Raw genomic sequence first — 841 nt, 5'->3', positions numbered from 1 at the left:
GCTCGATGGTGCGGCACCTCTAGCCGGCGAAAGCGTTCCTCTGTTCGAGGCGGTGGATCGTGTTCTGGCGGAACCGGTCGTGGCACTCCGTACCCAGCCACCTTTCAACGCTTCCGCCATGGATGGCTATGCCGCTCGAGCCGCCGACGTGGCGTCGGTACCATCCAGGCTGTCGGTGATCGGCATGGCGCCGGCCGGACGTGGTTTTGCCGGTAGGATCGGCAAGGCACAAGCGGTGCGCATCTTCACCGGCGCGCCGCTGCCCGAAGGCGCCGACACCATCGTCATCCAGGAGAATGTCCGCGACCTCGGCGGCGGCGAAATCGAAGTGACCGAGCCGACGGCGCAATGGCGCAATATCCGTCGCATCGGGCTCGATTTTTCAACAGGCGACATGCTGCTCGAAAGAGGCCGTTTGCTCGACCCGGCGGCACTGTCGCTGGCAGCATCGGCCAACCATCCCCAGGTCAAGGTGGTAAGACGACCGCTGGTCGCCATCATCGCCACCGGCGACGAATTGCTGCCGCCGGGCAGTAATCTCGGCCCGGACCAGATCATCTCGTCCAATGCCTATGGCGTCGCTGCCACCGCACACTCGGTCGGCGCCCGCGCGCTCGATCTCGGCATTGCCGCCGATCGCAAGGAGGCCATCGCCGAACTGGTGCAAAAAGCGGTGGCGGCCGGTGCGGATGTCATCGTGACGCTTGGTGGCGCCTCGGTCGGCGATCACGACCTGATCCACGACGTGCTGACCGGCGAAGGCATGACGCTCGGCTTCTGGAAGATTGCCATGCGCCCCGGCAAGCCGCTGATGTTCGGCCGCCTCGGCGATATCAGGTGC

At 65.5% G+C, this 841-nt stretch carries 1 protein-coding gene; it reads left to right on the top strand.

What is annotated here, in order from left to right:
• On the top strand, nucleotides 1–841 hold an 841-nt coding region (locus tag EN884_RS37390; RefSeq protein WP_164895484.1), incomplete at both ends, for a molybdopterin molybdotransferase MoeA.

It is taken from the genome of Mesorhizobium sp. M7A.F.Ca.AU.001.01.1.1 (assembly GCF_004022735.1).
GTDB classification, from domain to species: Bacteria; Pseudomonadota; Alphaproteobacteria; order Rhizobiales; family Rhizobiaceae; genus Mesorhizobium; species Mesorhizobium ciceri.
This window is presented reverse-complemented; position numbering and strand designations above follow the sequence as displayed.